This is a genomic window from Verrucomicrobium sp. 3C (genome assembly GCF_000379365.1).
GTDB lineage: Bacteria > Verrucomicrobiota > Verrucomicrobiia > Methylacidiphilales > Methylacidiphilaceae > Methylacidimicrobium.
On sequence record NZ_KB901875.1, the window covers coordinates 1,329,337 to 1,356,039 of the forward strand.

The following is a 26,703-nucleotide window of genomic DNA, read 5'->3' on the forward strand; positions in this document are numbered from 1 at the left end:
AGCATGCTCCTCCCGAAGCTTCTCGTGAAAATGCCGCCCGTTCCATCCCTCGTAGCGCTCCCGATAGAGCCCAAGAACCTTCTCCACCGTCTCCATCGGCACCCTCCGCGGACTTGGCCTCCGCTTCCTCCGATCAAAAAGCCCGTCGCATCCCCGAATCCGATACCGAGCTCGCCACCGCCCAAGGGTGCGAGGACTCCATCCCAAAATCTCCGCCGCATCCAACCAACTGATCCGCTTCGCCATCGCCCGCATAATCACCTCCTGAACTTTCATGACCCGCCATCCTTCCGCTTCGCCAAAGCCGTCCATGCCCCCATCTCATGAACTCTCCAGCCCCCAATACCCAAGCGGTCACTTCATCTGCCCTCGCGGCGGTCACTTCACTTGCTTACGACAAAGCGCCAATTTTCCCTTGCGTCGAGTGGTGACCTTGAGTAGAGGTCGAAGAGTGGATCGTTTGGTAGATTTCCGAAAAGGGTGACCCTTGGAACCGATGGCGGTCCTCAAAGCAGGTGCGGCACTGAGCATCTATGCTCGTGAAGCGTTCGTGGTGCTATGATCTATCAATTATTTCTAAAGGGTGGCCCGATCATGTGGCCGATCCTGTTGTTGTCGATCGCGACCATGGCCGTGCTCTTTGAGCGCTTCCTCTTCCTTTTGACCGAGAGCCGGCGGAGGGATATCAAGCTTGTGCGTAAGCTGTTCGAACTAGTCGAACATGGTCGCATCGCCCAGGCGCTCTCTGCGGGAGAAGAGTCGAAAGACCCGGTGGTGCGCGTACTTACAGAAGGTTTGCGACACAAGGATGGCTCTGTTTCTGACGCGCTGCTGGAAGCCGCCAACTCCCAGTTGGATCGTTACAACAAGGGGCTGGTCGTCCTGGATACCGCCGTGACCCTGGGACCGCTGCTCGGGCTCCTGGGCACCGTCACCGGGATGATGCGCGCGTTCAGCATCGTGGGGGGAGGGGAGCTTGCGGGCAAGCAGGCAGCGATTACGGGAGGGGTGGCCGAATCGCTGATCGCAGTGAGCTTCGGCCTCACCGTGGCGATCGTTGCCATTGTGCCGCTCAACTTTTTCAGCGCCCAGGTAGAGAACATGCGCCGCCAAATGGAAGCAGCCTCCACCAAGCTCGAAATGCTCCTGCTTCGTTTTGCAGGCGGCTCTTCGGCGGAAGAGGAGGAGCTAGGCGCGGCTACCGGAAACCGGGAGGTCCGCTGACCCCACCTTGGGAAACTTCTTATGCAGGTCACTTCTCCACGGCGGCATCGGCCTCGGCTCGAGATCATCCCGTTTATCGACGTGATGTTCTTTCTTTTGGCCACGTTCATGATTATGTCCCTGGCGATGGTCAAGAATGCGGGGGTGGCCGTACAGCTGCCTAAGGCTCAGACGTCCGGAAGCGAGGAGCGAAAGGAACAGGAGGTTACCCTCACCGTCACCGACAAGGGTGAGATCTACTTCGACCATGACAAGGTCTCGACGGGAGAACTTCCGGGAAAGCTTGCTGCCCTCAAGGCGGAGGCTGGCCCCGAAAAGGCCAAGGTCTTTCTCAACAGCGACCGGAAGGCGACGTTCGACAGCGTCGTGGGCGTGCTGGATGCAGTCCGCAAGGAAGGCATCTCGCGGATTGCGATTCAGACCGAGCGCGGGGAAAAGACTCCCTAGGCGAGGCAGGCTCCTCGTTGCCGCGCCTTCCAGTTTTCCCATCTCGGCCGTATGTCGTCAGAGAGTTCCGGGGGAAAAGCAAGCCAAACAAAGCAGACGAGCCCACTGTCCAAGCCGCAGGAGAACGCTTGTGAGAAATGGCGATTAACGTCCCTGCCTCACAAAGTTCGTACCTGAGGCGCGGCACCCGTTGGCGGGCGTGGGGGATCATTCAGCTCTGCACGCGCTCGGAAAGATTAGCCGACGGCTGCTTGGCGATCTGTTGCTTGCGCAGCATGTAGTAGAAAACGGGTACGGCAGGCTGGGAGAGAAGTGTCGCCGCGATTTCGCCAGCCATGAGGGCGAGGGCCAGCCCTTGGAAGATCGGATCGAAGAGGATCACCGCGCTGCCGATGACCACAGACAGAGCGGTCAGCAGGATCGGACGCAAACGAATGGCACCCGCGGAAATGACCGCTTCCTCCAGCGGATCGCCGGCCGCCAGGCGCATCTCGATGAAATCGACCAGGATAATGGCATTGCGGACGACGATCCCTGCGCCGGCCATCATCCCGATCATCGAGGTGGCGGTGAAAAACATCCCCAGATACCAGTGAGCGGGAAGAATTCCGATCAAGGAAAGGGGAATAGGCAGCATGACCGCCCACGGGGTCACGAAGGAACGAAACCAGCCGACGACAAGGATGAAGATCAGGATGAGGACGATGGCAAAGGCTCTGCCGAGATCCCGGAAGACCTCATAGGTCACTTGCCATTCGCCATCCCACTTGATCGCCCAGTCGTTCGGGCTGCCGGGAAGATGGGTATATAGGATTTCGAGCGGCTTTCCCTGGGCGGTGCGAAGCTTTTCGAGCGAGGGGGTAAAATCGAGAATGCCATAGACGGGGCTGCCGACCTGACCAGAGACGTCGCCCAGGAGATAGGTTACCGGCATCAAGTTTTTGTGGAAGATCGGATGGGGTTGCCAGCCCATTTGTTGGGAGGCCAAGTCCTTGACAGGGATGAGCCGTGCGAATCGGGAAAGGAGGGTCAGGTGGCGGAGAACCTGGTCTGTTTGCCGCTCTTCTTCGGGCAGGCGGACGAGAATCTGCACGCGCTCGGGTTCGTCCGGGACGTGGGCAAGACCCGGACTTGACCCCTGAAGGGCGGTGACAATGTTTTGCGCCACCGCTTCACCTGGTAGCCCGTTTAAGGACGCTTTGATCAAGTCGACATTGAGAAGCTCGAGCGGGTGATCGCTCTCCTCATAGGTGGCGATATCGGTGATCTCCGCGGATTGGCGCATCAGCTTCTCCACTTGAGTGGCGATTGCTCGCCGCTGGACAGCCGAAGGACCGTAGATTTCTAAGACGAGCGTGGAAAGAACAGGCGGTCCGGGCGGAACCTCCGCGACCTGGACATACGCGCCCTCGGATTCTCGGGCGATGCGGTTGATTTCGGGTCGGACGCTTTCCGCGATGTCATGGCTTTGACGTTTACGCTCGGACTTATTGGTGAGGTTCACCTGCAGGTCGCCCTGGTAAGGTGCTTCCCGGAGGAAATAGTGGCGGATCAGGCCGTTGAAGTTGTAGGGCGAATGCGTGCCGGCCTGGATCTCCACGTTGGTCACTTCGGGAATCTGGAGAACGACCTGGGCGATCCGGTCGAGCAGGGAGCGAGTCGTCTGGAGAGGGGTTCCCTCCGGCATGTTGAGGATGACCTGGAATTCATTCTTGTTGTCGAAGGGAAGCATTTTGGCGCGGACGAGCTTGAGAGGGATCAAGGCCACGGCACCGGCCAGGAGGAGGAGAACGGCAAGGACGAAGAGAAGGCGCAACCATCGGTTGTAGATCAAGGGGGTCACGAACCCTCGATAGAGGCGCAGGAGGAATCCCTCTCCGCGTTCGCCCGCATGCTTGCTTCCTTTGAGCAGCCAGACCGATGCCCAAGGTGTCGCCGAAAGGGAGACGAGCATGGAAACGATCATCGCGGTGGTCGCCCCGATGGGAATGGGCCGCATGTAGGGGCCCATGAGACCTCCAACGGTGGCCATCGGAAGGATGGCGGCGATCACCGCCAAGGTGGCCAAGATCAAGGGGCCGACGATCTCCAGCATGGCTTCGGTCGCCACGGCGAGCAGGGACCGGCCGGCGCTACTCGGCAGATGAAGGTGGCGGACGATGTTTTCGACTCCGACGATCGGGTCATCGACCAGGATGCCGATCGTGAAGATCAAGGCAAAAAGGGTGACCCGGTTGATGGTGAAGTGGAAGAGATAAAAGGAGAGCAGAGTGATCGCCAGGGTGGTTGGGATCGCAATGACGGTGATCGCCGCAGCCCGCCAACCGAGGAAGAGGGCGATCAAAAGGCTCACGCCGAAAATCGCGATTCCCATGTGCTCCAGGAGCTCATTGGATTTTTCGGCCGCTGTCTCCCCATAATTGCGCGTGACCACGTAACGGACGTCCGGGGTCAGGATAGAAGGACGGAGGGCTTCTATGCTCGTCAGGATCTGCTTCGCCAGGAAGGTGGCGTTGGCCCCTTTTTTCTTGGCGATCGCAAGGGTCACGGCCTCGATCGAGCCTTTTGGCTGGCCGGCCGCGGCGGGACCGAAGCAGAGCGTCAAGCTCCGCTCATCCTGGTCGGGCCCGTCGATGACCTGCGCAACATCCCGCAGATAGACGATCTTCCCCTGACTTACGCTGACGACGAGGTTTTCGAGATCCTCTTTGTTTGTAATGAGGGCATTGGGTTCGACGTCGACGAGCTTCGGTTCCGATTCGAGATGGCCTGCGGGGAGGCGCACATTATTTTGTCGGATGAGTCCGACCAGGTCCGTAGGGGTGAGGAGGTGCGCGGCGAGCTTGGCCGGATCGAAGAAGACCTGGAATTGCCGTTTTCGACCACCGAGGATCGTTGTTTCCGAGATGTCGGAGATGGAATTGATCTGGTCGCGGACGCTGGCCACGATGCGACGGAGGCTGAGGGGATCCTTTGCTGAGCTGTAGAAGGTGAGGGCAAGAATGGGTACATCGTCGATGGATCGCGGCTTGATCAGCGGCAGGGATGCGCCAGGCGGGAGAAAGTCGAGATGGGAGTAGACCTTGGTAAAGAGCTTGATGAGGCTCCTCTCCATGTCTTCGCCCACTCGAAAGCGGACAATAAACATAGCTCCGTTGGGCGCCGCCGTCGAATAGACATATTCGACCCCTGGGATCTGCCAAAAGACCCGCTCTCCATTGTTGACGACGCGCTTTTCGACCTCCTCCGGGCTCGCCCCGGGCATGGAGACGAAGATGTCAAAAAGCGGGACGACGATCTGAGGTTCCTCCTCTCGTGGCAGCTCGATCAAGGCGAAGACGCCCATGAGCCAGGAGGCCAGGATGAGCAGCGGAGTGACCAGGGAGGAAGAGAAAAAGCGGATGAATCCGCCGATGGCTCCACCCTCTTGTTTCGCACTCATGGGGCCGACTCCCCGATTTCCTTGGCGATCTGCTGGACTTGATAGTCATCGAGCTCCCCCGACAAAAAGTAGAGCTTTGCCCGAGAGATCTCGAGGCGGGCAAGACTGTCCCAATACCCGATTTCGGTTTGAAGCTGCATCTGCCGCACGCTGAGCAGGTCGACGATAGTCTTTTTGCCTTCCCGGTAGAGTTCGGTCATCATTTCGGTCGACTTCCGGGCATCGGAGCTCGCCCGACCCAGGATCTCCGCATCCTGGAGCGCTCCCTGATACTCGGCATAGGCTTGTCCCAGCTTGTTCTGGATCAGATCACGCAAGGAAGCCGATTCGTGGCGCAACTGCTCCTCGGCGGCCTGGGCTTGTTTGACCTTTGGATCTCGGGCGGGGTCGAAGAGAGGGACGGTTCCCATCGCTCCCACCGTGTAGCTTCTGCCGCCCGTATTGAAGTTGTCACTGTCGAGCATGCCGGAGGCGAAGCCGTTTACTGTCGGAAGGGCCGTCGCTCGCAAGCGGCTCACTTCGGAATGTTGGGCAGCGATCGACGACTGGAGGGCCAACAGGTCGCTCCGGTAGAGAAAAGCTTCCTGCACCCACTGGCCGAGCGGCTTCACGGGACTCTTGCGGGCGGCGGAAAGCGAGCCAACCACCGGCACCTCGGCGTCCGCTGCTTCTCCTTGGAGCGTGTTGACCGTGACCAGCGCCACCCTGCGTTTCGAGGTGTAGCCGTTCTGGCTCTGCTCGATCGAAGCGCTCATCGATCGGCCGGCATAAAAGTCCGCGCCCAGGACGAGCCCTTGCTCCATCAGCTGAACCGCCTGTTCGAGATCCTGGGAGGATGCTTGAACGTGGAGCCGCGAAAGTGCCCTTTCTCGCTCGGCCAGAAGCAACTGCAAGTAGGCGTCGATGGCCAGCAGGCTCGCCTCCATGCGGGTGAAGCGCTCCTCCTGCTCACTCTGCCGGATGAGATGCTTGGCCGTGCGAATCGAATCGATCGTCTGCATCGCGTCAAAAATCGGAACGATCGCCATCAAGCCCATGTTCTGGTTCGAGACGGTGCCCGGATGGTTGAGCGTGTTGATGTTAAAATCGCCCGCCGAGAAGTTTCGCTCGGTCATGTGAAACATGAAGCCAAGGACGGGATTGTCGGAGGTGATCGAGTCGGCCCAACCGTAAACCCTGGGGAGAAAACCGGATGCTGCGAGAGCCTTTTGGGCGAGCATCTCCTGGAGTTTCGCGTGCTTCTTTTTCAGCTCGGGATAGTGTGCCTGAACCTTTCTCCAGAATTGGAGGAGCGGGTGATCCCGTCCGCTGGCGGTCGAATCCCGAGGATCGAGTGCCTTGGCAATCTCCACGCCCCGGGTGCCGCGTGCCTGACTACGAAACTCCATAGCCGTCGGGCTTGGCTGGCCGGGCGGAGGGGCGCTGCTTTCCGCGTCTGGTGCGGGACCCGCCGGACCTGCCGGCTCGGCTCCTCTTCCGCTCGTCATCGTTCCGATCGCCAGCAGGAGGAATAACGTTGCACTCCTTGCCGGTCGAAGGGGCGACATGGGATGGGACCGGATCGGCTCCTAGGAATTCGTTGTCCCTTGCGTCGGGCCGTGGCGCTCCTCCAGCTTGCGGAAGAGATTCTCCGCGGGGCAAAAGCCGCTAAAGGCCGATTGGAGCAGATTCAGGCCGACAAAGGCGGTCAGAAGCATCCACCAGCGGCTCCAAAGCGACAAGAGAAGGCTAATCAAAATGATCGTCCCCGCCACCACACGGACTTTTCGCTCAATGGTCATATCGGCTCCCTCCTTGCTTCTCCATCGAGAATTACCCTATGCCCTGTCAACTGTAAAGGAGGAGGTTATGACATCCCTTGGGCGGCCCAATCCCTCTTTCCCCTGCTGGCCCATCCTCCATGATCGTTCTTCCGGCGCTCCGGCCTCGCCTCTGAAACCGAGCTAGCCGAGCTCGGGAGCGGCTTCGCGCTCCAGCAAATCGAGTAGGGAGCGGCGGATCTCTTTTCCCTCGAATAGGATGCGGTAAATCTCGTCGGCAAGCGGTTTCTTGAGGTTCCGGAAAAGAGGGTTTGAGCGGACCGAGGCGGTGGTCGGAACCCCTTCCACGATGCTTCCGACCCGAGCTAAGGCTTCGTTCAAGGAGAGATTGTGGGCCAAGTGGTAGCCAAGCAGGAAATTGCGGCTCTGCCGGCTTCGCGCGGTCAAGATGAGATCACCGAGTCCGCTCAAGCCTGCGAACGTTTCGGGGCGTCCGCCAAGGCAGAGTCCCAAGCGCGACATTTCGGCCAAGCATCGGGTCAAAAGACTGGCGGAAGCATTCTCCCCAAGCTCCAAGCCGGCGCAGAGCCCTCCGGCGATTCCGTAAACATTCTTCAGGGCTCCGCCGATTTCCACTCCGACAAGGTCGGCGGAGCGATAGACTCGGAATCGCCGATTGTGGAAGAGCTGTTGCACTCGGGTGGCGAGAGCTTCGTCTTGGGAGGCTGCTACCGTCGCGGCAGGCAGGCCCTGAAGGATCTCTGCGGCGAAATTTGGTCCAGAGAGCGCGGCGACCGCTTCGTTGGCCCAGACATCCCGCACGATCTCGGTCACCCGGAACCCCGTGCCGACTTCCAGGCCCTTCCCCAAGCTCACGACGGGAACGGAGGGTGGCGGCAGCCGCTGGAGTGTTTCCCGGACGTGCTGCACCGGAATCGCAAGGCAGAGGAGGTCGAAGCTCCTTGGCCAAGCCGTCTCCGCGTGATGGACGAAAAAGGGCTGGTGACCATTCTCGGAAAGAATTGCGCCAGCGGCGGTACCCCAGCGCCCTTCGCCCACAAGACAAACTCTCACGGGTCGCTCTGCTGTTTCATTCCCGCCTATTTCGATCATGCGCCGGACAGGTCTTTTCCCCATTTCGGCGAAAACAAGCTTCCGTTCCTTGGAACAGGCGCCGGATATTGCTCCGGTGTCGAAGGATCGCCAGCAACGAGGCCAGCAGGGAAAAAGCGAGCAGGACCCAACGTCCCGGATAGAGAAGGCCCGTTGAGATCGGAAAGACCAGTGCGGCTCCCAGAGACGCGATGGAGACGATCCGGCAGAGGAGAAAGAGGCCGCCCCAAATCCCGACAAGGACGAGAAAGGCCCAGGGGACGAGCACCAGCAGCACCCCCGCTGAGGTGGCAATTCCCTTCCCGCCCCTGCCGCGGAGCCAGGGGGTAAAATTATGTCCCAGGATCGAGGCGAGGCCCGCGAGGGAGCCAAGCGCATCCGCGATGGGAACCGACGGGGTCGTGGAAAGGTGGAGACCCACGCCCGCTGGCAGGGCTCCCTTGAGAAAATCCAGAAAAAAGATCCAGCAGCCCCATCGCGCGCCCAAGACGCGCCACGCATTGGTCGCTCCGATGTTGCCGCTCCCCTGGGTCCGCAGGTCGATCCCGAGCCGGCAGCCGATCCAATAGCCAAAGGGAATCGAGCCAAGGAAAAAGCTCGCCACCAGCAGCGCCGCCGCCCACCCGAGTTGGCCCAAGGGGAGCGGACTCATGGCAGAGATTCCCAGCCGATGGATTTGTGCCGGAGGACATGATCGGCCAAAACCAGACGCGCCATTGCTTCCACGATGGGAACTGCACGCGGAAGAACGCAGGGATCGTGCCGGCCGCGTGCGCGGAGGATGGTGGGCTTGCCTTCCTCCGTCACGGTTTCCTGGGGCAGCGCGATTGTGGCGACGGGCTTCAACGCAACGCGGAAGAACAGTTCCTCGCCGTTGCTGATGCCACCCTGAACGCCGCCGCTGAAGTTTGTGCGGGTGCGGACCCGTCCTTCTTCGAAATAAAAGGGGTCATTGTGCTGAGAACCGCGCAGTCGCGTGCCTGCAAAGCCCGAGCCGATCTCAAATCCCTTCGCCGCCGGAATCGAGAGCATGGCTTTTGCCAAGTCGGCGTCAAGCTTGTCGAAAACCGGCTCTCCTAAGCCCACCGGCATGCCCTGCACACGGCAGCTGACGATGCCTCCGACGGAATCTCCCGCCTTCCGGGCATCATCGACCACGGCAATCGCGTGGGGGAGGGTGTCCGGATCGGGCCAGCGCAGTGCGTTGGCCTCGATCCGTTGTTTGTCGAGGGAGGAAGACGGATCCGGAGCAGGAAATCCTTGCACTTCCGAAACGTAGGCCACGACGTTGAGAGAAGGACAAACCCGGCGCAGGAACTGTCCGGCCACCGCACCGCCGGCCACCCGGCCGACGGTTTCGCGGGCGGATGCGCGCCCGCCACCCATCCAGTTCCGGATCCCGTATTTTGCCCGGTAGGTGTAATCGGCATGGCTGGGCCGGTAGACTTCACGCATCTCTTCATAAGCCTCTGGACGGGCGTCCTCGTTTCGCACCCAGAGGAGAATCGGCGTGCCCAAGGTGAGCCCTTCAAAAAGTCCTGAAAGGATCTCCACCCGATCGCTTTCCTTCCGCTGCGTGGTGAGCCGGCTCTGACCAGGCCTGCGCCGGTCCAACTCTCGTTGGATCTCCTCCTCCGAGAGCGGTAGGCGGGGCGGGCAGCCGTCGACTACTACGCCGACCCCGCCCCCGTGCGATTCGCCCCAAGTGGTAATACGAAAGAGGTGGCCGAAGGTATTAGGCATGTCTTATCGTTCCTATCGCGAGCGCGACAAAAAGTTTACCACAATTTTTGGCCCTGTTTGGAATTTGGCGGGATGGCGAGGAAGCTCAGCGAGGAAATGGGGTTTTCACATCCGCCGATCGATCCTGTGAGAGAGAAGAGCCAGGATCGGACCAGTTCGGCACAGCGGCATCTTGTGCTCGTCGGGATGATGGGTAGCGGGAAGAGTATTCTGGGGCGCTGGCTTGGCCGACAGACCGGCATGCCGGTCTATGATCTGGATCGGATCGTCTCCCTGCGGGAGCATCGCTCCATCTCCGTTCTCTTCGAGGAGAAAGGGGAACTCCATTTTCGACAGAGAGAGGCAGAGGCCCTGCGCTGGGCGCTTTCCGAGCCCGCAGGGATCCTCTCGACCGGTGGGGGAACATTTGTCTTCGCGGAAAATCGCCGGCTGCTCCTGGAGCATGGGGTCGTCTTCTACCTAGAGGCTTCGTTCGATCTCCTGGAGGCTCGACTTCGCAAGAGCCGAGGACGTCCGCTCCTGGCGTCGTCGACCGATCGCCGGCGAACTCTCCAGGAGCTTTTGGAGAGACGAGAGCCCTTGTATCGATTGGCTCACGTCACGATCCCTGTCGCCGAACGGAGCAGGGAGGAGTTGGGGAAGCAGATCTGGCAGATCTATTGCGAGCGGACTGGAGGGGCAGCGTGAAGACAAGGGTAGGATTTTTGGGAGCCGGCCGCATTGCCCGCGCTTTAGCGGGAGGCCTGCTGCGAGGCGAAAAGGACTCATGGGAACTGGTTGCTTCCACCCGGACCCGGGAGAGCGGGGAGGACTTCGGTAAAGCGATCCCGCAGGCGCGCCTCTATCCGGAGGAGCGCAATCCAGATCTCGTCCGGGAAAGCCAGATCATCTTTCTTTGCGTCAAGCCCCAGGAGGTTTGCGGCATTCTGCGGCAGATCCGGCCGGCGACCGCCGATAAGTGGATCATCTCCGTGGCCGCTGGCATTTCCCTTGCCACAATGGCGGCGGAGCTGGCGCCTTCGGCTCGGATCCTTCGTGCGATGCCCAATCTCCCTTCGCTCCTTGGTCGAGGGGTCACCCCCTACTGCCTTGGTCCGGGCTGGGGCGCGGACGATCGGGAGCGAGCGAAGAAGCTGCTGCAACGGTTTGGCGAGGCCGTCGAGGTCGACGAGAAGCTCTTTCCTCTCCTCACGGTACTCGTCGGTTGCGGGCCCGCTTATTTTTGTGCCTTTCTCGCTCCCTTGTTTCGCTTCGCCGTTGAGTCGGGTCTGCCCGCCCCGGAGGCCCGGCGGATGCTCTTGTCGACCTTTTCCGGAACCGCAGACCTTCTCCAGCAGACGAATCTCGATCCGGTCGAGGCGGTTCGGGAGAGCCGAACGCCGGGAGGAATCACCCATGCGGCCTTGACGATCCTGGAGGAGAGGGAGTGGCAGGAGACGTTGCGGAGAGCCTTGGACGCTGCTTGGAATCGAGCGAAAACCCTGGAAGAGGTGTGAGGGACGTGTCATGGCATTGCAGCACTATATCCGACTCGACGATGCTCTCTGCGCTTATGTGCGCAATCACCACAGCGGCCAGGGAGATCCGGTCTTCCTCGATCTTCGAGAGGAGACGATGCGGCTCGGCGCCGTGGCGGAGATGATGATTCCGGAAGAAGAGGCGAGCCTGCTTTCCCTTTTGGTCGGCGCCATGCGCGTCCAGCGAGCGATCGAGATTGGAACCTTCACTGGGGCGAGCGGCCTCGCGATCGCCCGAGGCTTAACCGTGGGCGGTAAGCTCCTGAGCCTGGATCGAAGCGAAGAGTGGACTCGGATTGCTCGGGCTTTTTGGGGAAGAGCCGGGTTGGACGACCGGATCGAGCTGCGCCTCGGACCGGCCCTTCCCAGCCTGGAAGCGCTCGAGGCGGAGTGGTCCTTCGATTTTGCCTTCGTCGACGCCGACAAGACGGGCTACGATGCGTACTACGAGGCGCTTCTGCCGCGGATGCGACCGGGGGGAGTGATTGTCTTCGATAACATGCTCCGAGAGGGACGGATTCTCGGGAGAGACCTGCGGCGCGATCCCGATACGGAGGCCATCGCCCGCTTGAACGACAAGCTGCGCGAGGATTCGCGCATCGAAGGAGTGCTCCTCCCGATCGCCGATGGAATCTACCTTTGCCGGAAGAAGGAGGGAGAGGCCTCCTTGCCGAATCGCCATTGATATGACAGCTTGGCCTGCCTGTCTCGCAAAGTTCGTACCCGAGGCGAGGCGGGGCGCAGGAGAAAGCTTGTGTGGAGTCGAGGAGTGGCGCGGTGCGACGTAGGAGAGCCATAGCGGGAGCTGCCCCTTTCGGTATGACAGTGCCTGAGTATCTCTCCCTATCGGCCGTTTCCACTCCCCGCTCATCAAACCGAACAGGCGGATTTCCCGCATTCGGCTTCCGGACAAGGTTGGCGCAGGATTATGCCCACGGTAAGCTCCACGTACAGCTCCCGAGGGAGATGAGGTCGAACTTGCCTTCGCTTTCTCCTGCAACGTCATCTGGAGCTTCCGAACACGCAAGGGAGGTTGTAGGCGTACCGCCACTCTCCGTTCTCGCTCCTTCCGACGTTTCCCTTGAACTAAGGCCCCTTCCCTCCCTCGGACTTTCTCCGAACTCACAGGTAGTATGGACCTATCCGACTCCCACCTGGTCCCGCTTCGGCCCCTCGCAGGGCAGCGATCGGTCCGCTCGGGGCCAACCCGAGCTCCCGGCCAGATGGGCCTCCCGTGTTGATGCATCGTCCTTTGCCCGCATGCCCTCGCCCAATACCCCGGCGGCTCTCCCCAGTGCACGTATTGCTCTCCTTCCCAGGGAGACAACGGCCTTCGCTTCTTTCTCACGAGCTCGGCGTCCGCATTGCCGGTTTCGAGGCTTTGTTCAACGTTCACTTTCCTTAGGGCCTGCTTGCTCGCTGACCCGCTTCCCGGGCCTTTTCCCCCAGAGGCTTCGACCGCTGGCGTTACCACCAGTAGCCGCTCCGAGTGCTTCCGGCTGGAGCAATAGTTGCCGGGTGGAGATCACTCCCTCCCCACTGGGCGATGCACCCTTTTCACGGCGCACGAGAAATGGCGGCTAGCCAGTGGGCGGGGAATCGGGAGCGCACTCGTCCTGAGCCAGGTAGATCAGGCAGAGAGCGATGACCGCGAACATCCGGGCGGCGACGCCGAGCACAGGGGATAAGGACCCCCGCCAGAGCTGGAACCATTCGCCCGCCGCAATCAAAAAGAAGAAGAGCCACCCCGCCAGGGCGCACGTGAGGCCGGCCACTGCCCAGGTCTTTGACTTGGAAAACTGCTGGCGGCTTCCCAGCCAAGCGCGGCCGAGTCTTAGGCTTCCAAGGAAACAGAGCAGGGCCGTGGCGAGTTCCCAGGTGACCAGTCCTCCGAAAACGAGTCGCTGGCCGATGGGCGATCGTATGGCACGGAAGCTCAAAGGGGACTCTCCAGGGAGAGTGTCCATGGAAAGGACGTGGACCAGATAGGTCCAATTCGCGGAGGGATCTGCGATGTTGTCGATCGCCGCAAGGAGGAAATAGACGCCGATCAAGAGCAGCAGGATGGTCTTGGAGGTCCGGAGAGCCAGCAGCAGGGAGGACATCGATCTCGGCTTACTTCTCTTTCGCAAAATGGTTGCGGGCTTCTGCGATATCGGCGGCGATCTGTACGCGAAGCTCCTCAAGGCTCCCAAAGCGCTTTTCCGGCCGCAAAAAGTGCCAGTGACTCACCTCCACCTCGATTTCGGAAAGGTCTCCTGCGAAGTCCAAAAGGTGGACTTCGAGAAGCGGACCGGATCCGGGTCCTAAAGTTGGACGCCGGCCGTAGTTGGCTACTGCGATAAACTCTTCGGGGATTCGCGCCCGGCAGGCGTAGACCCCTTCGGGGGGGAGGAGTTGGGTGATCCCCTCCAGGTTAGCCGTGGGGACTCCCAGAAGATGGCCGATGCCGGCTCCGGGCGCTACCTTGCCAACAATCGCATAGCTCCGTCCCAGCCATCGCTCGGCCTCCTCGAACTTTCTCTGCCGAATCGCTTCGCGGATCCGGCTGCTGGCCACACGGCTTCCGTTTTCCAGAAGGGGAGAGACGATCTGCGTCACAAATCCTCGTCTGGAACCGAATTCCTGGAGCCGCTCTACGTTTCCTTTCGCGCCGAAGCCGAAGCGAAAATCTTTTCCGACGACAATGGTCTGCAGGTTGGGAAAGATCCGGAGGATCCCTTGCAGAAAGGCGTCCGGCGAAGACTCCCGAAGCCTCTGGTCGAAAGGAATCACGAGCACCAGTCTTGGGCCGGCAGCGGCCAGGAGAAGGACTTTTTGCGCCGGAGTCGTCAGCCGCGGGGGGGCCGCTTCGGGGCGGATCACCGCGAGAGGATGAGGTTCAAAGGTGAGCACGCCGCACTCCTTCGGGTCGGAGGCACAAGCGAGCAGTTGACGGAGGACTTCTTGATGGCCTCGGTGAACACCGTCGAAGAAGCCGATCGAAAGGTGGCGAATTTCCGGATGGGGAGGGGCTTCAAAGAACGATACGGCCCGAACCCGCCTGGTTGTCTCTGCCATGGAATTCCGGCTCCGTAATCCCCTCTTCCGCCGAGCTACCGGCGCCGAATGCGGGAAACCTCGGGGAGCGACAAGACGTGCGGCAGCAGCTGCTCCGCGCGCTGCATCTGCTCCAGCGCCGAGAAGGAGAGAGCCCGATCCACTGCGAAGTTTCCGGATTGGAGTCGGCGAAGTTCGGCGAGATGGGCCCCGCATCCGAGCGCGAGGCCGATATCATGGCAATAGGTCCTTACGTAAAAGCCCTTGCGGCAAAAAATGTCGAAGCCGAGAAGGGGCGGCTTCCATTCAAGGATCTGGTAGGAGAAGACATGCACCATGCGGGGCGGGCGTTCGACGACCTTTCCTTCCCGCGCCAGCTTGTAGAGAGGTTTGCCGTGGTGCTTGATCGCGGACACCATGGGCGGAACTTGCAGAAACTCCCCGGAAAATTTGGCGAAGACCGCCTCCAACTGATTGAGAGAGAGCGGAGGAACGGGGTGCTCTTCTAGAATTCGGCCGTCGGCGTCCTGCGTGTCGGTGATCTGGCCTAAGCGCATCACGCCACGATAGCGCTTATCTTCGGCCATGAGGAGTTCTTGAATACGCGTGGCCTTGCCGAGAACGAGGACGAGCAGCCCGGTTGCCAGGGGGTCAAGCGTTCCGCAATGGCCAACTTTTCGCAGCCCGAAGCGGCGGCGGAGAAAGTCCACCATATCATGGGATGTGCATCCCTTGGGCTTGTCCAAAAGGAGTACTCCGTCAATTTCCATGGAGAGCACGCTCTGACGAGTTCAGGAAGAGGACCGCAAAAGAGGAAAGAGTTGCTCGACAAGTTGCTTTTCGGCTTCCGCCACGGGCAAAGAAACGCGGGCTCCCGAGGCGTTGCGATGGCCGCCTCCTCCAAAGTGAGCGGCAACGGGACGCACGTCGATGGCGGGAATCGACCGGAGACTGATGCGAGTGAGGTCCGGGCCGATCTCCTCGACCATGAAGGCCACTTGAACGGTCTGCACGAGTTGAAGATAGTTCAGGAAGTTTTCGACCTCGAGTGAAGTCGTGCCTGTTTTTGCGTAGAGGTCGACGGTGAGGCGATAAAAGGCGACTCGATTGTCCGCGGCAAAACGGGTCCGGTTGAGGATCTCCCGCAGCAGGTCGAAGCGGTTGCGCGAAAAGTTCCGGAAGGTACGCCAGGAAAGCATTTCCGGATCGGCCCCCGAACGGATCAAGGTCGCAGCAAGCTCCAGGGTTTCCGGGCGGAGCGGCCGGAAGGAGAAGGAATTGGTATCGGTCAGGATGCCGACGTACAAAGCAGCCGCCGCTTCGGCGTACAGGGGAAGACCGAGATCGAGAGCCATTCGGGCGATCATTTCCGCAGTCGCCAGCGCGCGCGAATCGATCCAGTTGATCGCGGCGTATCCCGGATTATCCGGATGATGGTCGATATTGGCATCCGTCCGGACTCCCCAGCCCAGGAAGCTTGCTCCGAGCCGCTCCTGGGTCGAGCAGTCGACGGCGACGACTTTCCAAGAGCCGGGAGGCCGTTCGACCGGAGTTTTGTCGACGGGAACAGAGCCCGCGAGATAGGCATAGAACTCGTTCGGCCCGTCTTCATTGAAGACGCGCACCTCTTTCCCTATGGCCTTTAAAATCAGGGCTAAGCCGATCGAGCTTCCGAAGGCATCCCCATCGGGACGAACGTGGGAAAGGACGAGGAAATGGTTGGTTTCTTGAAACAACTCCGCCAGCTTGCGTAGCGACTCGGGCATCGGCTTTCTGTTGCACAGGGAACGCTGCGACGGCAAGCTTCTCTTGTTTCGGCGTCTTCCCGGAAGGCGGGAGGAGAAGGTCTATGGGCGCATTTGGACGCAGGGTGAGAAGGTCCCTGCTTCGGCTGTTGGACCTCTTGGTCTTTGTCGCGTTCTGTGTGAGCATCGTTCTGTTGATTCGGCGTCATCTCGGTCAGAAGGAGAAGATCGTGGTGGAGGCGCGCAAAGGACCGCTGTGGGAGATTTTGCCGACCAGCGGACCCCGCACTGACCGAAGCAATCCCTGATTCCGAAAATCGCGAAAAACCAAGCCGTTTCTCGTTTTCCGAATTGGAACGGTTGGCGTCGATTCGATTATGATTTATCCTTGTGACTGGGCCGCCGGGTCGGTATAGGGTATACGGATTCGCGGCGGGAAGAGAAAGGGAGGGATCATGCGTATCGGAAAAAGCATTTTGTGCGGGGCGCTCCTGCTCTGCGCCGGAATGATGGGTCTTCGGGCCGAGGAAAAGCAAGAGGTCACGGTCAAAGGGGAGCTTGTGGATCTCTACTGCTATCTCGATCATGGTGCGGCCGGGGATAAGCATTCGAGTTGCGCCAGGAAATGCATCAACTTGGGATTGCCGGTCGGACTCAAGGGGGACGATGGCAAGCTCTATATGCTCACTGGAGAGCATAAGCCGCTAAAAGCCGCCGAGATTCCTAAGACGGAAAAGGTTACCGTCAAGGGAAAGCTGGTCAGCGCCGAGGGTTACAACCTCATCGAAGGCGCCGAATTCGAGCCCTAGGTCTCTCGGCGATTTCCGGGCTGCTGGATCCATGCTCCGTTTCTCGAGAGAGAACAGAGCAGGGAGGAGAGAAGTCGTCTGAAATCCAGTGGGAGGCCGGGTCGAGGCAGGGCGCTTGACGCGGCTGGGCGAGATTTTGGTGAACGATCGTGCGGTCTAGCGGAACTGGAACTAGCGACCCTACCTGCGGGAGCAGGGCGCAGTCGTGAACGAATTCCGCGAATTCTTGGACACGCTCAAGCAGCCGGAGTACGTACATGTCCTCCTCCATCCCATCCCGGTATACGGGCTTGCCACGGCATTGGCCGCTTATCTCGCAGGCTTGGCCTTTAAAAGCCGCGCAACGCAAGTCGTGGCTCTCGCGCTCATCATCCTAACCTCCGCCTCCGGCTGGGTCGTGCAGTATTACGGCGAGGAGGGGACGGATCGGGTGGAGACGATGGTCACGCCGAAGCAAAAGGCTTGGTTGGAGGTCCACGAAGAGCGCGGAGAACGAACCGTATGGATGCTTTACGGAACCGGAGCCATTGCGGCGGTGACCTTGCTCTCCTCCGCTCTCTTCCCTAAGGGACTGAGCTTCCTTGCCTCCGCGACCGTGCTGACGGCGGCTGCCGCGCTCTTTTTGGGCCTCTGGACGGGGCATGCGGGAGGCCAGATTCGCCATAAGGAATTCTATCAGGGACCACCTCCGGAGGCCGAAAAGAAGTCCCGTATCCAAAAGCGCTCGCCGCTTACGCCGGAGACGGCGGCTCCTCCTCACGAGAGCCCCGGCCTCCCGGTCGAGCCGGAGCCGCTGCAGCAAGAACCTGCTTCGTCCGAAGAGAAACTGCCGCAATGAGACATGCCGGCTAGCAGCCTGTCGGACTTTCCTTTTTCCTCTGGAATATGGTAAAAGAGGGCATGGCTGAGCGATTTGTGATGGTGGATCGGATGACCCCAATGCTTTTGCCCGAGGACATGCGGGATTGGGTGAGGGAAGACGACTTGGTGCATTTTGTCATCGAGGCGGTGGAGAAGATGGATCTGCGGGGATTTCGAGTCAACGTGCGCGGGACGGGGGACGCGCAATATCCGCCGGCGATGATGCTCTCGCTTTTGATTTATTGCTACGCCAACGGAATCTTTTCGAGTGGACGGATCGAGGCGGCGACGTGGCGGGATGTGGCGGTTCGTTACCTTTGTGCGAACACCCATCCGGATCACGACACGATCTGCCGGTTTCGGCGGGAGAACTTTGCCGCGGTGGCGGACTGCTTTTTGAAGGCGTTGGCGCTGGCGCGGGAGATGAAGCTTTTGAAGGTAGGGGTGGTGAGCGTGGACGGAACCAAGATTCGGGCCAACGCGAGCAAGCATCGCAATGTGACTTGCAAGCGGGCCGGAGAACTGGCGGAGCTTCTGCGGGCGGATGTGGCTGAGCTCTTGGAGAAGGCGGAGGACGCGGACCGTAGAGGCGAAGCGGATCCTGGCAAGTTGCCGGAGGAGATTGGTCGGCGGCAGCGGCTCAAGGCAAAACTGGAGGGAGCGCAACGCCGGCTGGAGGAGCGGGCCAAGGAGCGAGCGGAACGGGAGCGTGCGGATTACGAACGAAAGGTAGAAGAACGGGAAGGTCGCAAGGGGAGTGCCAAAGGCCGGCACATCCAGCTTCCGGAGGAGAAGCCTGGGGCGGAGGAGCAAGGCAACCTGACCGATCCCGAGAGCCGGCTGATGCGCAAGAGCCGAAACGAAGCCTTTGAACAGAGCTACAACGCGCAGGCGGCAATGGATGCGGAAGGGAGTGCCTTGGTGCTTTCGGCTCGGGTGAGCGTCTGCGCCAGCGACAGCGGCGAGTTGGAAGGCGACGTGCGGGCCATTCCTGCGGAGGTCGGTCGGGTCCGTGCGGTACTGGCGGACACCGGTTATGCCAATGGCGAACAGGTCGAGGCTCTGCAGGCGGAAGGAATCGAAGTCTACTGTGCGATGAGGGCCGAAGCTCTGGAGTGTCGCCGGCGATACGAGTTCCGGCCAGCCGATCGTCGCCGGGAGAAGCCCGTTGCGCATACCGCCCCGTGGAGGCGCAAGATGACCGAAAAGCTCGCCAGCCCGGAAGGTCGCCGCCTCCACGCTCGACGAAAGCAGACCGTCGAACCGGTCTTCGGCGTCATCAAATCGGTGATGGGCTTCCGAGCGTTTCGGCTCCGCGGGCAAGCCAAAGTCCAGGGCGAATGGTCGTTGGTCTGCTTGGCGTACAACTTCAAGCGCCTTTGGAAGCTGATGGGAGCACGCCACCCCGGTTCCCCGATGGTCGGATCCCCATGGTCGCTCTGCGCCAGACCGGCCGTCGCATTATCCTGGCCTTTACAGATTCCGAGACAATCGTTCCCTGTGCCGCATCGGACTGCCGGCGCATCATGGGGAGTTCTCGCGCTAAGTCTAAGTACGACGGGCTGCTAGTCGGCGGCCAAGAGACCGGAGGCGATCCGGTAGGCCGAAGTGGCAGCCGTATGGAGGAGCGGGGAGGGTTCGGCGGTGAAACAGAAGGCAATGCCTTCTTCCAGGCTAATTCTGAGAAGGCGCTCCAGCAGGGCCTCTCGAGGCAGGCGGGGCAGTCCTTCTAACGGGCGCTCCAGAAGAAGGAGTCGAGGCCTCGGCGCAAGCGCGCAACCGAGGGCAAGCCAGCGCCGCTCGACCGGGGAGAGCCTCCCGGCCTCTACCGAAAGGGATTCTTCCAGCGGCAGGAAGGGGAAGATCCAGAGGGGAAGCGAGGAGCCGGCGGAGCGGCGAAGATTCTCCTCCACCGACTTTGCGGCATCATAACCTTCTTCGGGCGCGAGCAGCGAAAGCCCCTGCTCCCTCGCCCAGCCTGGCGCAGAGCGGCCGAGTTCCCGATCGAGGAAGAAGACGCTGCCGCTCTCCACGCGGCGATTCCCCGCGAGCGTCTCCAAGAGAGCTCGAGTCAGAATCGGCGGCCCGTCTTGCCCTGTCGCGAGAATGGCGACGAGGGAGGAGGAAGGGACAATCAGGTCCGGGACGCGGAGCGGAGGCAGCGGCGGGAGGGAGAGGACAAGGTTGTGCGCGCAAAGCAGAGGGGCGTCTCCTCGATCGGGCGAGCGAGGCATTCCGTTGTCCTATTCTCCCTCCGATCGGACGGGAACGAGCGTCGATGGCATCTGTTTCCCGAGAAAGTTCCTCCAAGAAAAACCCTTTTGACGCCGGACGGTTGCTTGCGCAAGATCCTTTCCACAATGAACGGGACCGTCGCACCGTCGGGAAAAGTGAATCTCCGAACTCCGGAAGTCATGAACCTCGTCCAGGCGGAGGTGGAGAAACACTACCGAAGCCCTCTGGTCGAATATCTCCAGGGAACAGGAGGATGCTTGTCCGCTGGGGGCTTGACGGTGCGTCTGGCCAAGGCATTCGGCTTTTGCTACGGGGTCGAGCGGGCGATCGATCTGGCCTATGCGACCACCAAGGTGTTTCGAGGTCGGCGCATTTTTCTCCTGGGCGAGATCATTCACAATCCGGAGGTGAACGACCAGTTGACGGCCCTGGGAATCCAACGTCTTCAAGAACTCGGGGGAGAGTCGGATCTCGACAATCTCGATGTTTCGGATGTCGTCATCGTTCCCGCTTTTGGGGCGCAGGTGAAGACGATGGCGCGCATCGCCAAGATCGGCTGCCAGATCGTCGATACGACTTGCGGAGACGTGATGACGGTCTGGAAGCGGGTCCGGCAGTATCGCCGGGAGGGAGTGACCTCGATCATTCATGGAAAGGCCTGGCACGAGGAGACCAAGGCGACCGCTTCTCGGGCCGTGGGAGAGGATGGGAGTGGCCACTATCTGGTCGTATACGATCTCGCCGACACCGATCTCGTCTGCGACTACATCCGCAAGGGAGGAAACAAGGCGGATTTCCTTCGCAGGTTCCAAGGGGCCATCTCTCCGAATTTCGATCCCGATATCCATTTGAAGTTTGTCGGGGTGGCGAATCAGACCACGATGATGCGTGGGGAGACCGAAGAAGTGCAGCGGCGCATCCGTCAAGCGATCGTCGATCGCTATGGATCGGAGAGGCTTCTAGAGCATTTTCGCTTTTTCGACACCATCTGCGGAGCGACTCAGGAGAGACAGGACGCCCTGCGCGAGATGCTCGATCAGCGAAAACTCGATCTTTTGATCGTTGTGGGCGGCTACAATAGCAGTAATACGAGCCACTTAGCAGAAATGGGAGAGAGTAGGCTCCCGACCTATTTTCTTAAGAACGCGGAAAAGATCGTCTCTGTCTCACAAATTCAACATTGGGATTTGCATAAGGGGTGTGAGGTGCTCACCGATGGCTGGCTGCCTGATGGCAATGTGGAGATCGGCATTACGGCCGGTGCCTCCTGCCCCAACAACCTGATCGAAGAAACGATCCGGCGCCTGTATGAGTTGCGCGAGGTCGACGTTGCGGCGATCCTGCCGGTCCATGCCGGCTAGGAGCGCGCTCTTCGCCGAAAAGAGAAACGAAGGAAGACGAATGAGTATGGTCCTGACGGTGGAGAAGGCTCCGGAGCATGGCGATTGCGTGATCTTCGTGCGTCCGGGCGAATTTACCAGAGAAGGAGTGTCTCCAGAGGAGTTCGAAGGCGCCAAGCTTTCCACCCTGATTTGGCGAGAGGCGGGACGACGGATTGCCTATGTCGGACTGGGAGCCGGACCCGTTACGGCCGATCTAGTGCGGAAGGCCGCGGGCACCGGAGTCAAGCTTCTTCGGAAACTGGGCGGAGAGGAGATTCATATCGACTGTGCGGAGTATCCCGAATTGGCCGGGTTCGCGGTCGAAGGCGGCTTGCTCGCCGCCTACCGGTTTGAAGATTTTCGAATGCCCGACGCTCGCAAGAAATCGACCTTGCGGACGATCACGGTGGCAGTCGGCAAGGGAGAGGGAGAGTCTCGTTCGGAGGTCGAGCGGTCAACGATCGTGGCGGAGGCGGTTAATTATGTTCGCCAGATCGGGAATCAGCCGGCCAACGTCATCACGCCTGCGGCTTTGGCGGAGAAGGCCCGGGAGCTTGCCGCCGAGTGCCATCTCCAATGCCATGTCTTAGGTCCAAAGGAGTTGGAGGACGGCGGATTCGGCGGAATTCTCGCGGTGGGAAAGGGATCGGACAACCCTCCCAGGTTGATCGTCCTCGAGCACCGGCCGACGGATGGCAAGCCGATCGTCATCGTCGGAAAAGCGGTCACGTTCGACTCCGGTGGGATATCTATCAAGCCCGGAGAGCACATGGACGAGATGAAGTTCGATAAAATGGGCGGCTGTGCCGTCTTGGGAATTTTGCGGGCGGCGAGTCGGCTCGGTCTGCCCGTGCCGCTTGTCGGTGTCGTGGCTAGTGCCGAGAACATGCCGAGCGCTCGCGCCTATCGTCCTGGGGACGTGATCCGCAGCTACAGCGGCAAAACCATCGAGGTGCTGAACACCGATGCCGAAGGAAGAATCCTCTTGGCGGATGCGGTCGGCTATGCCGTGAAGCACTTTGATCCTCGGCTTCTTTTCGATCTCGCGACATTGACGGGTGCCTGTATCGTTGCCCTGGGTCGCAACCGGGCAGGCGTCTTCACTTCAAACCCGGACCTTCGGGACCAACTCTGGGGGCTCGGGGAAATGGCGGGAGAGCCCGTCTGGCCTCTGCCGCTGGGAGAAGAGTTTGAGGAAGCCATTCAAAGCGATCTGGCGCTGGTGAAGAACGTATCCGGCACCCGGGAGGGAGGAGGTTCGGTGGGAGCCGCCTTTATCCAGCACTGGGTAGGAAAGGCACCATGGGTCCATCTCGACATCGCGGGACCGGCTTGGGTCAGCCGGGAGCTTCCCTATCTGGAAAAAGGGGTGACCGGATTCGGCGTGCGCTTGTTGACCCGCTATCTTCTTTCCCTTGCGACTCAAGGGCCGAAGCCATGAGATTTCGCCAGCCTGAGGCACGGCGCTGCTTCCGGCTGCTTCTCCTCGCGTTGGGAGTCCTTCTCTTGGGCGCGACAGTGGCGCGGGTTCACTCGGCAGTGCGGGAAGTTCGCACCTGGGCGATCGGGCCGGGAAGGATCCAGAGGGCTTACGAGGCTCTCCCTTGTAGGGACGGTGGCCTCTGGCTGCTTGCGTCCCCGGTCCGGGAGGAGGGAGACCGAAGATCTCGCGCCGAGCTGAGTCGATGGGAGGCGGGAGGACGTCTCCTCTGGGCGAGGACGATCGTCGATCCCGTCCCGATCGAAATTCGGTTTCACCTGGTTTCCGAGCCAGGGGGGGAGGTGGTCGTTGCGGGCCAATCCGGCGGCTCTTTCCGGATGTGGCGATTTTCCGAAGAGGGAGAACTGCTTTGGGGCCAGCGGCTGGTCGCCGATCCGGCGAACGCGAACGAAGTCGTGACCGCAGATGGAAAAGGAGGGCTCTACATCTGCCTGCATCAGCCTCCGGCCGGAAGAGTGCGATCCGACCGACCCGAGATCAGCGAAGGGGCAACCCGAATCTTTCATTATTCGGAGAAGGGGAGCCTCTTGCGGAGCTACACGTTCGATGCGGTGCCCCAAGCTCGGCAACCCGGAGCACGTTGGCTGCCGTCGGGCCCTCTCGGGATCCAAAATCCCATAGGAATGGCTGCCTATCCGACCGGGGGAATTGCCGTCGCCGGCTATTACGCGGGTCTTTCGGGCGTCCCACCCGGCGCATCCCAGGGAGTCTCCCAGGCGCGACTCGACTACGGCTGGCTGTCCTCTGGAGGGCTAGGGGGGCCGGAGGTGAAGATCTTCGTCGATCGGTGGGACGAGTCGGGACAGCGGCTCTGGACACGCCTCCTTGGCAGGATGTGGAACACTCTGGCCTTTGCCGTGGCGACTTCGCCCAATGGGGAAGTCGCCGTTGCCGGGAGCAGCGAATGGGGCGCTTGCTCGGCCGGGCGTCCGCTTCGGCCGGGCGGACTTCGGCTCTTTGTGGCTGCCTTTGGCAGCGATCGGGCCGCTCCCGGGTGGTGTCGGGAAATCGCGGAGAACCTTTCGATTGGACCGATGGCGCTCTGCTATGGAGCCGATGGCGGACTCTGGGTGTTGGGAGAAGCTAAGGGGCCGCTGATTTCGAGCGAGCCACTCTCTCTAGGAGGAAGAGTGTTCCTGGCCAAGCTGGACTCTGCGGGCCGTCCGCAATGGAGACATCAGCTCGGAGACGGAACGAGCCGGCCATTTGCTCACATCGAACGCGGTCCGGAAGGCCATCGGGCCATAGCGTGGGCAACGGCTGCGCTGGGAAGCCGATACCGATCGCAGGAAGGGGAAATCGTTTCGGTCGGCCTTTTTCCCGAGGCACTGCCATGAGGGCTCGCCCGAAGGCGTTGGCGCGCGGGACGACCGGCAGAGATTCCGCATGAGGGACTTCCCGCTCTTCCCTGTTTTTGATGCGCGGACCGCAGAACAAAATCCGATTGACGGCCTGCGGCGGTCAATCCACGATTTATTGTTTCCCTGTCAGGGGGGATGGTTTGTCCTGACGGAGAAAGGTTCCTGTAGCGTTTCGAGTTTCAATCTATTTCGGTATGGAGTGGTGTTTCACCCATGATTCAGCATCGAGTAACCATTCCGATTCAGAGCAAGGGGAATGTGGGGAAGTCGACGGATGCGATCGCCCGGTTGGGATGGATGTCCTCACGAGGGTTCGCCTGGCAGGCTTTCGATCTGGATTCGGACAACCGAACCCTGTCGAAGGCGGTGCCGGGGGTTCGGATGGTCGAGCTTTCCGAAGAACCGGAAACCGACCTAATCCGCCTCTTTCGCAGCGTTGGTGCGGCACCTCTTACCTTGATCGACCCACGAGCTCACCTTTCGCGCCTTTTGCTTCGCTCCCTGGAAGCAATCCGATTTTTTCAGTACGGCGACCGGGAACCGGACACCCGGGTGACGATTCTCTTCTTCCCGATGGACGATCTCGCGGTGATGGACGAGATCGCGGAGGTGGTGGAACGGGTGGGGAGTCAAGTGGATTACCTGGTGGTGCGAAATCGCGCTCGGATTCCCCGGATCCGCATGTACGAGGGGAGCGAACTGGAGAAAGAGCTGCTTTCCCTCGGAGCTTCCACGCTTGATCTGCCGCCGCTGCTCACCGACACCAAGGAGGCCCTCGCGGCTCTCGAGATCGGCTTGCAGCGGGCCGTTACCCCGGTGCAGGCCGTTGTCGATCCTGCAGTGAAGCTGGACCTGATCCACCGCGTAATCCTGGAAGACTGGTTGCGGTTGCTCTTTAGCCGATATGAGGGTGCCGCCGATTTTCTACTCGCGGAGGAAGAGGCGGAACAGATTAAGCGAACCGCTGTTCCGTTGCCCGGTTCGGAGGGGCGAAGAGCGGAGTGGCGGCGGGGAGGGAAGGTAAACCTGCAGAATCTCCTATGAGCAATGCGCCGGAGGTGGCCGAGCGGGAGGATCCGCATTGGTATTGGAAGGCTGCGATCGCTCATCTCCCGCCGGAAAAGCAGGGAGCTGCTTGGGAGTGGTATCGCTCCCGTTCGGAGCCAGCTCAGGCTTTCGACAGCCTCAGCGGACTACTGCTTCTGCTCGAGGCAAATGCGGCCTACTTGGAGCGGGTGCCGCGCGCGGTGCAGGAGCTTTTGGAAAACGCGTCGAAAGTTTCCGATGGGAATTCCCCCAGCCGCGCGGACTTGGAGCAATTCCTCGGATATTTTCACCACTACGCAACACAGCTGCAGGATCTGTTAGCCTCCGCCACCCAACAATGGCAGAATGGCTTACGCAGCGAGACAACGCAGCTCAGCACTCTTGGTTCCCAGATTAGCGAGCAGATGCAGCAGTCCGTGGCGCAGTTGGCGGATCTTCTGGGTTCGGTCCCCAAAAATTGGCACGAGAGGTTGCAGCGCGAGACCAAGCAGATCTCCTCTCTCGTTGCTCAGATCACCGAGCAGAGTCAATCGCTACAAAGGCGGCTCACGGGTCTTCGCGCGTGGGCGGTCGGCTTGTTGTTGGCGATCGGTTTCTTTTCCGGATGCTCCGCTATCCTGCTCTTGCGTCTTCTTATGCCGAAATTCTTCGGCATTTGACGTCAAGGCGCGCTTCGGCGCAGGCGCAGCCGGGAGAAGGCAAGGTCGATCCCTCCGAGGGAGTCGGCTCTGCCTCGCCTCGGCAACAACGAACTTTGTGGAACATGGAGGTTAGATATCGAAGCTCAGTGCATGATTGGCAGTCAGCCGTAGTTGATCCTCATTCTCGACGAGGTCGGAAAGAGAAGTCCGATCGACCACCTCGCAAATCTGGTGCCTCACTTCCATCATGACAACCCGTATCGGGCATGTCTCCTCGTCGGGGCAGTCGTCGCAGGCCGCATAAGCGCTCCGGCTGACGCAGCGAACGGGAGCAAGCGGCCCGTCCATCAAGCGAATGATCTGGCCGACAAGGATCTGATCCGCCGGCTCGGCAAGTTGGTAGCCCCCACCTTTGCCTCGACGACTTTCCAAGACGCCTTTGTTTTTGAGCTCGAGCAGGATCGATTCCAGAAACTTTTTCGGAATCCGCTCCTTCAGGGCGATCTCTCCGATGAGAATGGCTCCCTTCCCGCGGGCCCGCGCTAAGTAAACCAGAGCGCGCAAGGCATATTTGCTTCTTCGGGTAAGAACCATTTTTCCGGGTAGGCGATCGGAAGAATATACAAAATCGGAACGGGGCAGGGGGAGAGAAAAGGGCAATAACCCGCCTGTCTCACAAAGTTCGCAGGAGCAAGCTTGGGAGAAGGCAGGTTAGCTAGCCGCCATTTCTCGTGCGCCGTGAAAAGGGTGCATCGCCCAGTGGGGAGGGAGTGATCTCCACCCGGCAACGATTGCTCCAGCCGGAAGCACTCGGAGCGGCTACTGGTGGTAACGCC

At 60.5% G+C, this 26,703-nt stretch carries 28 protein-coding genes; 14 read left to right on the top strand and 14 right to left on the bottom strand.

Features of this window, described 5'->3' with window-relative positions:
- Positions 1–276, bottom strand: a 276-nt coding sequence (locus A37A_RS0107110; protein ID WP_231363805.1) for a helix-turn-helix domain-containing protein, incomplete at its 3' end; no start/stop codon positions are given.
- A gap of 282 nt (positions 277–558) precedes the next feature.
- Between A37A_RS0107110 and A37A_RS0107115 the strand changes: the two genes are divergently transcribed.
- A complete protein-coding gene (locus A37A_RS0107115; protein WP_020494140.1) occupies positions 559–1,224 on the top strand; it encodes a MotA/TolQ/ExbB proton channel family protein in 666 nt (221 codons plus the stop codon).
- A 21-nt stretch (positions 1,225–1,245) separates the two neighbouring features.
- The gene (locus A37A_RS0107120) at positions 1,246–1,671 is read left to right on the top strand and encodes a biopolymer transporter ExbD (RefSeq protein ID WP_018290829.1); all 426 of its coding nucleotides are present in this window, start codon (positions 1,246–1,248) and stop codon (positions 1,669–1,671) included.
- Between the two features lie 211 nt (positions 1,672–1,882).
- Here the strand turns inward: A37A_RS0107120 and A37A_RS0107125 are convergent, their stop codons facing one another.
- From A37A_RS0107125 to aroC, 6 genes are all read right to left on the bottom strand, one after another.
- Positions 1,883–5,113 (bottom strand): efflux RND transporter permease subunit, encoded by a 3,231-nt coding sequence (locus A37A_RS0107125; RefSeq protein WP_018290830.1) that lies wholly within the window; start codon positions 5,111–5,113, stop codon positions 1,883–1,885.
- A complete protein-coding gene (locus A37A_RS0107130; protein ID WP_155996515.1) occupies positions 5,110–6,501 on the bottom strand; it encodes a TolC family protein in 1,392 nt (463 codons plus the stop codon). The genes A37A_RS0107125 and A37A_RS0107130 overlap by 4 nt, the downstream gene beginning before the upstream one ends.
- A 180-nt stretch (positions 6,502–6,681) precedes the next feature.
- Complete coding sequence (locus tag A37A_RS0107135; protein WP_018290832.1) at positions 6,682–6,894, bottom strand: DUF2892 domain-containing protein; 213 nt, start codon at positions 6,892–6,894, stop codon at positions 6,682–6,684.
- Positions 6,895–7,056: 162 nt separating this feature from the next.
- Positions 7,057–7,947 carry an NAD(P)H-dependent glycerol-3-phosphate dehydrogenase gene (locus A37A_RS0107140; protein ID WP_040888631.1) on the bottom strand — a complete coding sequence of 297 codons (891 nt, stop codon included), beginning with the start codon at positions 7,945–7,947 and terminating at the stop codon, positions 7,057–7,059.
- Positions 7,948–7,963: 16 nt separating this feature from the next.
- The gene (locus A37A_RS0107145; protein WP_018290834.1) at positions 7,964–8,638 is read right to left on the bottom strand and encodes a glycerol-3-phosphate acyltransferase; all 675 of its coding nucleotides are present in this window, start codon (positions 8,636–8,638) and stop codon (positions 7,964–7,966) included.
- Positions 8,635–9,729, bottom strand: a complete 1,095-nt coding sequence (gene aroC / locus A37A_RS0107150; RefSeq protein WP_018290835.1) for a chorismate synthase — start codon at positions 9,727–9,729, stop codon at positions 8,635–8,637. The genes A37A_RS0107145 and aroC overlap by 4 nt, the downstream gene beginning before the upstream one ends.
- A gap of 96 nt (positions 9,730–9,825) precedes the next feature.
- On the opposite strand from aroC, the gene A37A_RS16320 reads away from it, so the two are divergent.
- From A37A_RS16320 to A37A_RS0107165, 3 genes are read left to right on the top strand one after another with little or no spacing between them, the layout of a single operon-like run.
- On the top strand, positions 9,826–10,416 hold the full coding sequence (locus A37A_RS16320; RefSeq protein ID WP_196799530.1) for a shikimate kinase: 591 nt from the start codon (positions 9,826–9,828) through the stop codon (positions 10,414–10,416).
- Complete coding sequence (locus tag A37A_RS0107160; RefSeq protein WP_018290837.1) at positions 10,413–11,225, top strand: pyrroline-5-carboxylate reductase; 813 nt, start codon at positions 10,413–10,415, stop codon at positions 11,223–11,225. The genes A37A_RS16320 and A37A_RS0107160 overlap by 4 nt, the downstream gene beginning before the upstream one ends.
- A 10-nt stretch (positions 11,226–11,235) precedes the next feature.
- Positions 11,236–11,931 carry an O-methyltransferase gene (locus A37A_RS0107165; protein ID WP_018290838.1) on the top strand — a complete coding sequence of 232 codons (696 nt, stop codon included), beginning with the start codon at positions 11,236–11,238 and terminating at the stop codon, positions 11,929–11,931.
- Between the two features lie 895 nt (positions 11,932–12,826).
- Here A37A_RS0107165 and A37A_RS0107170 read toward each other — a convergent pair.
- The 4 genes from A37A_RS0107170 to A37A_RS0107185 are packed head-to-tail and all read right to left on the bottom strand — an operon-like array spanning position 12,827 to position 16,051.
- Positions 12,827–13,351, bottom strand: a complete 525-nt coding sequence (locus tag A37A_RS0107170) for a DUF2165 domain-containing protein (RefSeq protein ID WP_018290839.1) — start codon at positions 13,349–13,351, stop codon at positions 12,827–12,829.
- Between the two features lie 10 nt (positions 13,352–13,361).
- The gene (gene ribF / locus A37A_RS16325) at positions 13,362–14,306 is read right to left on the bottom strand and encodes a riboflavin biosynthesis protein RibF (protein ID WP_018290840.1); all 945 of its coding nucleotides are present in this window, start codon (positions 14,304–14,306) and stop codon (positions 13,362–13,364) included.
- A 35-nt stretch (positions 14,307–14,341) separates the two neighbouring features.
- Positions 14,342–15,055, bottom strand: a complete 714-nt coding sequence (gene truB, locus A37A_RS0107180) for a tRNA pseudouridine(55) synthase TruB (protein ID WP_026195708.1) — start codon at positions 15,053–15,055, stop codon at positions 14,342–14,344.
- A gap of 21 nt (positions 15,056–15,076) precedes the next feature.
- Positions 15,077–16,051 carry a bifunctional oligoribonuclease/PAP phosphatase NrnA gene (locus A37A_RS0107185; RefSeq protein WP_018290842.1) on the bottom strand — a complete coding sequence of 325 codons (975 nt, stop codon included), beginning with the start codon at positions 16,049–16,051 and terminating at the stop codon, positions 15,077–15,079.
- A gap of 83 nt (positions 16,052–16,134) precedes the next feature.
- Here A37A_RS0107185 and A37A_RS0107190 point away from each other — a divergent pair, with 83 nt between their 5' ends.
- From A37A_RS0107190 to A37A_RS16330, 4 genes are all read left to right on the top strand, one after another.
- Entirely contained in the window at positions 16,135–16,338 is a 204-nt protein-coding gene (locus A37A_RS0107190) for a hypothetical protein (protein ID WP_018290843.1), read from the top strand.
- 147 nt (positions 16,339–16,485) lie between these two features.
- Positions 16,486–16,839, top strand: coding sequence for a hypothetical protein (locus tag A37A_RS0107195; protein ID WP_018290844.1), 354 nt, complete (start codon positions 16,486–16,488; stop codon positions 16,837–16,839).
- Positions 16,840–17,044: 205 nt separating this feature from the next.
- Positions 17,045–17,677, top strand: a complete 633-nt coding sequence (locus A37A_RS0107200; RefSeq protein ID WP_018290845.1) for a hypothetical protein — start codon at positions 17,045–17,047, stop codon at positions 17,675–17,677.
- Positions 17,678–17,739: 62 nt separating this feature from the next.
- Positions 17,740–19,269, top strand: a complete 1,530-nt coding sequence (locus tag A37A_RS16330; RefSeq protein ID WP_018290846.1) for an IS1182 family transposase — start codon at positions 17,740–17,742, stop codon at positions 19,267–19,269.
- On the opposite strand, the gene A37A_RS18270 is transcribed toward A37A_RS16330, so the two are convergent.
- Positions 19,266–19,934, bottom strand: coding sequence for a hypothetical protein (locus tag A37A_RS18270; protein ID WP_018290847.1), 669 nt, complete (start codon positions 19,932–19,934; stop codon positions 19,266–19,268). The two genes, A37A_RS16330 and A37A_RS18270, sit on opposite strands and share 4 nt — an antisense overlap.
- A 126-nt stretch (positions 19,935–20,060) precedes the next feature.
- On the opposite strand from A37A_RS18270, the gene A37A_RS0107215 reads away from it, so the two are divergent.
- The 5 genes from A37A_RS0107215 (at position 20,061) to A37A_RS0107235 (ending at position 25,885) form a co-directional block, all read left to right on the top strand.
- Positions 20,061–21,296 carry a 4-hydroxy-3-methylbut-2-enyl diphosphate reductase gene (locus tag A37A_RS0107215; RefSeq protein ID WP_026195710.1) on the top strand — a complete coding sequence of 412 codons (1,236 nt, stop codon included), beginning with the start codon at positions 20,061–20,063 and terminating at the stop codon, positions 21,294–21,296.
- 40 nt (positions 21,297–21,336) lie between these two features.
- Positions 21,337–22,758, top strand: coding sequence for a leucyl aminopeptidase (locus A37A_RS0107220; RefSeq protein ID WP_196799531.1), 1,422 nt, complete (start codon positions 21,337–21,339; stop codon positions 22,756–22,758).
- The gene (locus A37A_RS0107225) at positions 22,755–24,155 is read left to right on the top strand and encodes a hypothetical protein (RefSeq protein ID WP_018290851.1); all 1,401 of its coding nucleotides are present in this window, start codon (positions 22,755–22,757) and stop codon (positions 24,153–24,155) included. The genes A37A_RS0107220 and A37A_RS0107225 overlap by 4 nt, the downstream gene beginning before the upstream one ends.
- Before the next feature lie 237 nt (positions 24,156–24,392).
- Positions 24,393–25,223, top strand: coding sequence for a hypothetical protein (locus tag A37A_RS0107230; RefSeq protein ID WP_018290852.1), 831 nt, complete (start codon positions 24,393–24,395; stop codon positions 25,221–25,223).
- A complete protein-coding gene (locus A37A_RS0107235; protein ID WP_018290853.1) occupies positions 25,220–25,885 on the top strand; it encodes a hypothetical protein in 666 nt (221 codons plus the stop codon). The genes A37A_RS0107230 and A37A_RS0107235 overlap by 4 nt, the downstream gene beginning before the upstream one ends.
- Positions 25,886–25,996: 111 nt before the next feature.
- Here the strand turns inward: A37A_RS0107235 and A37A_RS0107240 are convergent, their stop codons facing one another.
- Entirely contained in the window at positions 25,997–26,431 is a 435-nt protein-coding gene (locus A37A_RS0107240; RefSeq protein ID WP_196799532.1) for an Rrf2 family transcriptional regulator, read from the bottom strand.
- A partial coding sequence (locus tag A37A_RS21320; protein ID WP_231363809.1) for a hypothetical protein occupies positions 26,410–26,703 on the bottom strand: 294 nt, incomplete at its 5' end. The genes A37A_RS21320 and A37A_RS0107240, both read right to left, overlap by 22 nt.

Coding starts and splice junctions, on each gene's coding strand:
- A37A_RS0107120 (WP_018290829.1), top strand. CDS start 1,246: ATGCAGGTCACTTCTCCACGGCGGCATCGGCCTCGGCTCGAGATCATC.
- A37A_RS0107165 (WP_018290838.1), top strand. CDS start 11,236: ATGGCATTGCAGCACTATATCCGACTCGACGATGCTCTCTGCGCTTAT.
- A37A_RS0107220 (WP_196799531.1), top strand. CDS start 21,337: ATGAGTATGGTCCTGACGGTGGAGAAGGCTCCGGAGCATGGCGATTGC.
- A37A_RS0107130 (WP_155996515.1), bottom strand. CDS start 6,501: ATGGAGTTTCGTAGTCAGGCACGCGGCACCCGGGGCGTGGAGATTGCC.
- ribF (WP_018290840.1), bottom strand. CDS start 14,306: ATGGCAGAGACAACCAGGCGGGTTCGGGCCGTATCGTTCTTTGAAGCC.
- A37A_RS0107185 (WP_018290842.1), bottom strand. CDS start 16,051: ATGCCCGAGTCGCTACGCAAGCTGGCGGAGTTGTTTCAAGAAACCAAC.
- A37A_RS16320 (WP_196799530.1), top strand. CDS start 9,826: ATGGGGTTTTCACATCCGCCGATCGATCCTGTGAGAGAGAAGAGCCAG.
- A37A_RS0107190 (WP_018290843.1), top strand. CDS start 16,135: ATGGGCGCATTTGGACGCAGGGTGAGAAGGTCCCTGCTTCGGCTGTTG.
- A37A_RS0107145 (WP_018290834.1), bottom strand. CDS start 8,638: ATGAGTCCGCTCCCCTTGGGCCAACTCGGGTGGGCGGCGGCGCTGCTG.
- truB (WP_026195708.1), bottom strand. CDS start 15,055: ATGGAAATTGACGGAGTACTCCTTTTGGACAAGCCCAAGGGATGCACA.
- A37A_RS0107225 (WP_018290851.1), top strand. CDS start 22,755: ATGAGATTTCGCCAGCCTGAGGCACGGCGCTGCTTCCGGCTGCTTCTC.
- A37A_RS0107125 (WP_018290830.1), bottom strand. CDS start 5,113: ATGAGTGCGAAACAAGAGGGTGGAGCCATCGGCGGATTCATCCGCTTT.
- A37A_RS0107230 (WP_018290852.1), top strand. CDS start 24,393: ATGATTCAGCATCGAGTAACCATTCCGATTCAGAGCAAGGGGAATGTG.
- A37A_RS16330 (WP_018290846.1), top strand. CDS start 17,740: ATGGCTGAGCGATTTGTGATGGTGGATCGGATGACCCCAATGCTTTTG.
- A37A_RS0107195 (WP_018290844.1), top strand. CDS start 16,486: ATGCGTATCGGAAAAAGCATTTTGTGCGGGGCGCTCCTGCTCTGCGCC.
- A37A_RS0107235 (WP_018290853.1), top strand. CDS start 25,220: ATGAGCAATGCGCCGGAGGTGGCCGAGCGGGAGGATCCGCATTGGTAT.
- A37A_RS0107215 (WP_026195710.1), top strand. CDS start 20,061: ATGAACGGGACCGTCGCACCGTCGGGAAAAGTGAATCTCCGAACTCCG.
- A37A_RS0107170 (WP_018290839.1), bottom strand. CDS start 13,351: ATGTCCTCCCTGCTGCTGGCTCTCCGGACCTCCAAGACCATCCTGCTG.
- A37A_RS0107135 (WP_018290832.1), bottom strand. CDS start 6,894: ATGACCATTGAGCGAAAAGTCCGTGTGGTGGCGGGGACGATCATTTTG.
- aroC (WP_018290835.1), bottom strand. CDS start 9,729: ATGCCTAATACCTTCGGCCACCTCTTTCGTATTACCACTTGGGGCGAA.
- A37A_RS0107115 (WP_020494140.1), top strand. CDS start 559: ATGATCTATCAATTATTTCTAAAGGGTGGCCCGATCATGTGGCCGATC.
- A37A_RS18270 (WP_018290847.1), bottom strand. CDS start 19,934: ATGCCTCGCTCGCCCGATCGAGGAGACGCCCCTCTGCTTTGCGCGCAC.